5 protein-coding genes are annotated in these 8238 nt (G+C 63.8%); all 5 read right to left on the bottom strand.

Going from position 1 to position 8238, the window contains the following annotated elements:
- Positions 1-4: 4 nt before the first annotated feature.
- The gene (locus C2U70_RS24615; RefSeq protein WP_140981222.1) at positions 5-1255 is read right to left on the bottom strand and encodes an adenylate/guanylate cyclase domain-containing protein; all 1251 of its coding nucleotides are present in this window, start codon (positions 1253-1255) and stop codon (positions 5-7) included.
- Positions 1252-1641, bottom strand: coding sequence for a response regulator (locus C2U70_RS24620; RefSeq protein WP_140981223.1), 390 nt, complete (start codon positions 1639-1641; stop codon positions 1252-1254). Before C2U70_RS24620 ends, C2U70_RS24615 begins: the two co-directional genes overlap by 4 nt.
- Entirely contained in the window at positions 1638-4235 is a 2598-nt protein-coding gene (locus C2U70_RS24625; RefSeq protein WP_140981224.1) for an ATP-binding protein, read from the bottom strand. The genes C2U70_RS24620 and C2U70_RS24625 overlap by 4 nt, the downstream gene beginning before the upstream one ends.
- A 54-nt stretch (positions 4236-4289) precedes the next feature.
- The gene (locus C2U70_RS24630; protein WP_140981225.1) at positions 4290-5264 is read right to left on the bottom strand and encodes an ABC transporter substrate-binding protein; all 975 of its coding nucleotides are present in this window, start codon (positions 5262-5264) and stop codon (positions 4290-4292) included.
- Between the two features lie 108 nt (positions 5265-5372).
- Positions 5373-8238: efflux RND transporter permease subunit (locus C2U70_RS24635; RefSeq protein WP_140981226.1), on the bottom strand; the 2866-nt coding region annotated here is incomplete at its 5' end.

Raw genomic sequence — 8238 nt, forward strand, 5'->3', positions numbered from 1 at the left:
TTCCCTATTCCAGTTGCATCCGGACGCCCTTGGCACCGTTGAGCAGGCGCCTGAGGTGGAAGCCGGCCAGCGCGTCATCGGCATGCATGCCGACCAGCGCAGCGAAGGCTGGCATCGCGGCCACGTCGCCGGATTCCAGCTTGGCAAAGGCTTCCGAGTAAAGCGCGGTTGCCGGCGCATCGAATTCTTGCGCCTTGAGCGGTTCGAACGCGCGCAACGGCTCGCTGCGCCCGCGCAGCATGAGATCGCCGACGGGCCGCCCCTGAAAGTTCTCGGCAGCCTTGGCGACGCTGGCGCTGACGCAGATGCGCGTGCCCAGATGCTTGTTGGCGGCCTCCAGCCGCGCGGCCGTGTTCACGGTGTCGCCATAGGCGGTGTAGTCGAAGAAGCGGTTGCCGCCGAAATTGCCGACCAGCGCGGGACCGGCATGGGCGCCGATGCGCGTCGCGCCAAAATTCACGCCCCTCACCTTCCAGCGCTCGCGAAACCCCTCGGCCCAGGCGTCGAGATCGTGGACGCAGGCAACCGCCCGCGTCGCGAAATCCGGCTGGTCGCCGGGCGCATTGAACAGGATCTGGATGGCATCGCCGATGATCTTTGCGACGGTGCCCTCGTGCTCGAACACGATCTCGGTCATCCCGCCGACATATTCGTTGAGCAATTCGCCGAGCGTCTCGGGCACGGCACTTTCGACCAGCGTCGTGAAGCCGGTGATATCGGTGAAGATGGTGGCGATCTCGCGCCACTGCACCTCCATGCCGTTGCTCTCGCCATGCGCGGCGAGGCGCCTGGCGATCTCCGGCGAGAAATAGCGCGACAGCGAGGCATGGGCGCGCTCGGCTTCGGCCTGGCGCCGCTGCGCCTCGCGCAGCACCTCGACATGGCGAATGGTCTTCTGGATCGTGGTTTCGAGGTCGGCGAAGTCAATCGGCTTGGTGAGGAAATCGAACGCGCCGCGGTTCATCGCGGTGCGGATATTGCTCATGTCGCCATAGGCCGAGACGATGATGGTCGATTTCTTGTCTTCGGCCTCCTGCAGCTTCTCGAGCAGCGACAGCCCGTCCATCCTGGGCATGTTGATGTCTGACACGACCATGTCGACATGCGGATTCTGCGCGAGCGATTCCAGCGCCTCGACGCCGTCATGGGCGAACATGAAGCTGACGGCACCGTCGCGAATCTGCCGGCGGAATTTCTGGAGCACCAGCGCCTCCAGATCCGGCTCATCGTCGACGAAAAGGATGGTCGCAGTCATGCCGCTTGCCCGAGCCGTGAATCGATCTCCTGCCGCAGCAACGCGAAGTCGATCGGCTTGGTGAGGAGCCCGTCGGCGCCGCGCTCGATCGCCTTCTTCCGCGTCTCGGCATCGCCATAGGCTGTTATCATGATGACGGGAACGTCCGGCCGCTCGGCGCGCACCTTCGGCAGCATGTCCAACCCGCTCATGCCGGGCATGTTGATGTCTGATAGAATCAGGACCAGCGATGGATCACGAACGTCTGCAGCGCGCTCGATCGCCGCCGGCGCCGACGGCGCGAACTCCATCTGGAAGCGCCCGGCGCGCAGATCACGGCGGAACTGCTGGCGAAACAGCGCCTCAACGTCGGGCTCGTCGTCGACGACAAGGATATAGACGTTCAATTCCTGCCTCCGGTATTGCCTTGTGCCACCAGCATCCGCGGCAGCGTAATGATGAATTCGGTGTACGCGCCCGGCTCGGTCGCCACATCGATGGTGCCGCCGTGTTGTTTCACCACGATGTCGTGGCTCATGGACAGCCCAAGCCCCGTCCCCTCGCCCGCCGGCTTGGTGGTGAAGAACGGATTGAACATCTTCTCCTTCACCTCGGCCGGGATTCCGGTGCCGTTGTCGCGAATCCTGATCTCGACCTTGTTGCCGAGGTTTTTGGTCGCGGCACTCAGGGTCGGCTCAAAACCGTCGGCTGCGCTCTCCTTGCGCTTGGCCGCGGCATAGAAGCCGTTCGAGATCAGATTGAGGAAAACGCGGGTGATCTCCTGCGGATAGATGTCGATCATGCCCGCCGCCGGATCGAAATCGCGCTTGAGCGTGATGTTGAACCCGGATTTTTCGGCGCGTGCGCCGTGATAGGCGAGATTGAGGCTTTCCTCGACGATTGCGTTGATATCGGCGTCGCGATGCTCGCCGGAGCCTTCGCGCGAATGCAGCAGCATGTTCTTGACGATGGAGTCGGCGCGCTTGCCGTGCTGCACGACCTTCTCGAGGTTACCCCTGAGCATGTGGGTGAGCTCGTCGACCTCTTCCCTGGTCTTGTCGTCGAGCTTGGCCGTTTCCAGCACTTCCTTGAGCTCGTCGATCAGCTCGGTCGATACCGAGGAGAAATTGTTGACGAAATTGAGCGGGTTCTTGATCTCGTGGGCGATGCCGGCGGTGAGCTGGCCGAGCGAGGCGAGCTTTTCGGTCTGCACCAGGCGATCCTGCGCGGTGCGCAACTCGTCGAGGGATCGCGACAGCGCCTCGGTGCGTTCGCGCAACTCCCGAAGCAGCCGGGTGTTCTCGATCGCAATTACGGCTTGTTTGGTAAAATTCTCGACCAGTGCGATCTGCTTGTCGGTGAACGGGCGGACCTCCTTGCGATAGACTGCGATCGCGCCGATCAGCTCGTTTTCCTTCAGCATCGGCACAACGACGATCGTGCGGGCGCCACCGACGTCCGATATCGCGCGCATGTCGGGCCCGCCGGCAAGATAGGCTGGCGTGTTTCGCACATCGTGAACGTGAACGACCGCATGTGTCCTGACGACCTCGCCGAGGCCGCTGTCGGGATGAGGACGAATCGGCGCATCTCTTCGCCTGTCAGCGAACGCAGCCGGCACGTTGTAATCCGCAGCGATGGTAAAGCCTTGGCCGTCCCAGAGGCTCAGCACGCCGAAACTCGCGCCACAGACACGCGCGGCGTTCTCGAGCATCTTCTGGAACACCGGGGTCAATTCACCCGGCGAGGAGCTGATGACCTGCAATACCTCCGACGTCGCCGTCTGCTGCTCAAGCGATTCCCGCAATTCCGCGGTGCGCCGCTCGACCTTGCTTTCCAAATCCGCGTAGGACTCCTGCAGCCGCGCGCCCATGTCGTTGAACTGGTTGGCGAGCCCTTCCAGCTCGTCGCCCGTCTTGATCGAGATGCGCTGGGAGAAGTCGCCACCACCGATGCGCTCGGCGCCGCTGCGCAGCGCCTGGATCGGACCGACCATGCGCCGCGCCAGGAAGATTCCCGCCAGCACCGCGAAGATCGACGCCGCCAGCAGCACGATCGCGAGCCGCTGCAGCGAGGCATAGAGCGAGGCATAGGCCTCCTCGACCGGCAATTCCACGAACATGGTCCAGCCGAGCGGCGCGATCGGCGCCGACGCGGTCAGCACCTTCTGCCCCTGGATGTTGCTCGCTTCCTGCAAGGCGTCGGGCATGCTGCCGCCGCCGGCTTGCGCAGCGCGCACCTGCTCCAGCTTGGACATGTCGGTGTTGCGCAAGACGAGACTGATATCGGGATGCGCGATCAGCCGCCCCTCCGGTCCGACCACATAGGCGTGGCCGTGCTCGCCCACCTTGATCTGCGAGACGACGTCCCAGATCAGCTTCAGGTTCACTTCCGCAATGCTGACGCCGGCGTCCTTGCGCGTGCCGGCCAGCGCCAGGGTCATGTAGGGCTCGGACTCGCGCCGGAAGTAGACCGGCCCGTAATAGACCTTCTTGGCCACCGCCTCGGTGAATTTCGGGTCCTTCGAGAGGTCGACCCCGGTGTCGATGCCATCCATGGCGAGCCGGGAGACGCGCAGCCGCTCCTTGCCGGTGGAATCGACCTGAGCCAGTTCGGTGACGGCCGGCACCTGCCGCAGCAGCCGCAACGCATCGAAGCGGCGGTTCTCGATCGAGCCTCCTGCCCATGGCAATTGCGTGGTCCAGCCGAGCTGGCTTTCGATCTCCTTGACGAACTGGCCGATCTTGGCGGCGGCCGCCTCGGCCTGTTCGTGCTGGATCCGGATCAGCGACGCCTTGTGCTCGCGATAATAGAAGAAGACCTCGAAAATGCCGTTGGCGAGCAGCGCGACGGCCACCACGGCCACGAACAGGGCGACATACTTCGTGAAAAGCCGGCTGCGAACCCGCGGCCCCGCCTCAGCCCCGGACGCGGCGCTCTCAGTCGCTGCATTGGGCAGCGCCCCGGCCTGGGGCGTATCGGGGTGGAGGGAGATGCTCATCCCCTCGTATCTAGCAAGAAGGCCCGGGCTTGTCTCTTGCGGCAGCGCACAAGGCTACTCGATGACCTCATCGGCAAGTGCCAGCAAGGTCGGCGGAATCTCGATCCCGGTCGCCTTCGCCGTCCTGAGGTTGAGCACCAGGGGATACCGGGTCGGCTGCTCGAAGGGCAGATCGGCAGGCTTCTCCCCCTTGAAGATGCGCGCGATGAGCGCCGCTGCCCGCTCATAGGATTCCGACGAGTCCGGTCCGTAAGACATCAGCCCGCCATCGCGAGCGAGGTAGTCATACTCGTAGATCGCCGGCAGCTTCCGGGCGGCCGCGAATTCGAAGACCCGCTGGCGGTTCAGATTGGTGAGCGCATCCGCGACCATCAGGATGCCGTCGGGCAGATCGCCAGCCATCACGGAGAAGGCCTCGTCGAAATCGTCGGGCTCGCGGACGCCGAGCGCCTGTACGGTCAGTCCCAGCGCCAGGGCGGCCTTGGCCGATGCCTGATATCGCATGGTCATGCCGAGGTCGTCCTTATTCCACAGCATGGCGACCTTGTTCAGCTTCGGCGCCATCTCCTTCAGCAGGGTCAGCCGCTTGGCACTGAGCGTTGCGGCGACGTCGGAAATGCCCGTGATGTTGCCGCCGGGATGGGCGAGCGTCTCAATGAGCCTGGTCTCGACGGGATCGCCGATACCGCTGGCTGCCACCGTCGGAACGCCCGCGGCCTTCGCGGCCATCGCAGTCGGGTAGCCGATGATGACGATGGCATCGACGCCTCTCGACTTCAGCTCGGCGATCAGCCCAGGGAGTTTTGTGACATCGCCACCCGCTCCGCGCGCCTCAAGGGTCAGATTTTGACCTAGGCTGAATCCGCGCTCGCCGAGCACCTTGATCAGAATCTTGCCGCCCGGACTTGTCGCCGTGATCGGCGCGATCGGCGCCACCGTGCCCAAATGGAAGGTCCTGCTCTGGGCAGCCGACTGGCCCGGCAGCAACGCGACGGCGCCGAGACCTCCCAGAAAATCGCGCCGTCTCATCTGGCCATCCTGCGCTGGAACAAACACGGCGTAAGTCTAGCACGCGACAAGAAAAAAGCGGCAGTGGCGATAGCCATTGCCGCTTTCCTCATCTCAATTTGAACGGCCTCAGGTCGGCCGCAGCGCCTTGTCGCCAATATCAAGCGCGTCGATCTGCTTGTTCCGCTCCGAGTCCAGCTCGGCGCGGTGATCGGTCGCGAGCACAACATAGACCGCCGGGAGCACGAACAGCGTGAACAGCGTCCCGATCGACATGCCGGCCACGACCACGAGCCCGATCGAGAAGCGGCTCGCGGCACCCGCGCCGGTCGCGGTCAAGAGCGGGATCAGGCCGGTCACCATCGCCGCCGTCGTCATCAGGATCGGCCGCAGGCGGATGCGCGCGGACATCTCGATCGCCGAGCGACGATCCAGCCGCTCCTTGATCTGGAGCTCGTTGGCGAACTCCACCATCAGGATGCCGTGCTTGGTGATGAGGCCGACCAGGGTCAGCAGGCCGACCTGCGTGTAGATGTTCATCGTTGCCATGCCGAAGAACAGCGGGATCAGGGCGCCGACGATCGCCATCGGCACCGAGATCATGATCACGAACGGGTCGCGCAGGCTCTCGAACTGCGCCGCCAGCACCAGGAAGATGATGATCAGCGCGAAGCCGAAGGTGATCGCGAGCTGGTTGCCTTCCTGCACATACTGCCTGGAGTCGGCGAGATAGTCGTGGCTGAAGCCCTGCGGCATATCCCTGGCCACGCTTTCGAGGAAATCGACCGCCGCGCCGACGGTCACGCCAGGCATCGGCACCGCCGAGAAGGTCGCCGAGTTGAGCTGATTGTAATGCGTCAGCGAGTTCGGAGCGGTCGAGGTCGAAATCGACACCACCGTCGACAGCGGCAGTTGCTGGCCGGTGTTGGTCGCCACATAGTAGCTACCAAGCGCCTCCGGCGAGAGCCGCTTGGCGCGCGGCACCTGAGGGATGACCTGATACGAACGTCCCTCCAGGTTGAAGCGGTTGATGTAATTGCCGCCGCCCAGAACCGCGAGCGCGGCGCCGATGTTCTGCATGTTGATGCCGAGATCCTGCGCCTTGGCGCGGTCCACGTTCACGGTCACCATCGGCTGGTTGAAGGCAAGATCGCTGTCGGACACGATGAAGAGACCGCTCTTGCGCGCGGCAGCCTTGATCTTCTCCATCTGCTCGTAGACGGCCTGGAAGCCGGCGGTCGAGTTGATCACCATCTGCACCGGCAGACCGCCGGGACCGCCCGGCAGCGGCGGCAGGTTGAAGGCGAACGCCTGCACGCCCTCGATCTTGGAAAGCTCCGCCTGCACCAGCGGCTTCAACTGGATCGAGGACCGCTTACGCTCATCCCACGGCTTCAACAGCATGCCGGCGATGCCGCCCTGCGGACCGTTGATGCCGTTGAGGACGAAGCGAAGGTCGGTCTCCGGGAAGCTCGCGAACTTGTGGTCGAGCTTTTCGCCGTAGAAATCGAGATAGTCGATGTTGGCGTATTTCGGCGCCTTGGTCACCGAGAACACGATGCCCTGGTCTTCCTCGGGCGCAAGCTCTTTCGAGGTGTTCATGTAGAGGAAGCCGACGAGCCCGAGGATCGTCGCCGCGAACAGTCCGGTGATGAACTTGTAGTCGAGCGAACGGTCGAGCCTGCGGCCGTACCAGCGCGTCAGCGCGCCGAACACCCGGTTGACGAGCTTTGCGAAACGCCCTTCCTCCGTGTTCTTCAGCAGCACCGAGCACATCATCGGCGACAGCGTCAGCGCGATCACGCCGGACACGATCACGGAGCCCGCGAGCGTGAAGGCGAATTCGCGGAACAACGAACCGGTCAGACCGCCGAGGAAGCCGATCGGCGCGTACACGGCGGCGAGCGTGATCGTCATCGAGACGACCGGACCGACGATTTCGCGGGCGCCTTGCAGCGCCGCCTGCACCGGCGTCTTGCCCTCCTCCAGATGTCGATGGATGTTCTCCACCACCACGATGGCGTCGTCGACGACGAGACCGATCGCGAGCACCATCGCCAGCAGCGTCAGCAGGTTGAAGCTGAAGCCGAGCGCCAGCATCATCGTGCAGACGCCGATCATCGACAGCGGAATGGTGACGACCGGAATGATGACCGAGCGGAACGAGGCCAGGAACAGGAAGATCACGACGATGACGATGATCACGGCTTCGCCGAGCGTCTTCTCCACCTCGTCGATCGAGGATTGGATGAACTTGGTCGAGTCGTAGGCGACCTTCATCTTCATCGACGGCGGCAGATTGCGCTCGAGCTCGGGGAACAGCGCGCGCACGCCCTTGACCAGCGTCAGCGGGTTGCCCTGCGGGGTCGCCTGCACACCGATGAAGATCGCGTGCTCGCCGTTGAAGGCGACGCTGGCGTCGGTGCTTTGGGCTGCCAGTTCGACGGTTGCGATGTCCTCCATCCGGACGAAGCCGCCGTCCTTGGCCTTGACGATCATCTTCTTGAACTGCTCGACATCGGTCAGGCCGGTGTTGGTCCTGATGTTCGAGACGATCAGATAGCCCTTGGTCTGGCCTGCCGCCGACTGGAAGTTGTTGGCGGTGATGGCCGCCGCGACGTCGCCCGGCGACACGTTGCGGCCCGCCATCTTCACGGGGTCGAGCCACAGCCGCATCGCAAAGGTCTGGCCGCCCAGAATGTCGGCCGAGGCGACGCCGTCGACGGTCGACAGCACCGGCTGCACCACGCGCGTCAGATAGTCCGAGATCGCCGAGCCCGATAATTCCTCCGAGGAGAAGCCGAGATACATCACGGCCGTGGTCTGGCCCGTCGTCTTGGTGACGATCGGATCGTTCGATTCCTTCGGGATCAGGTATTTGACCGAGTTGGTCTTGGCGAGAACTTCGGTCAGCGCCTGGTTCGGATCGAAGTTCAGCTTGATGTAGACCTGGATCGTCGTCGGTGCAGGGCACCTCGACGATCCAGGTCTACAT

Origin of the sequence: Bradyrhizobium guangdongense (assembly GCF_006483445.1) — a bacterium.
Classification (GTDB): Bacteria; Pseudomonadota; Alphaproteobacteria; order Rhizobiales; family Xanthobacteraceae; genus Bradyrhizobium; species Bradyrhizobium guangdongense_A.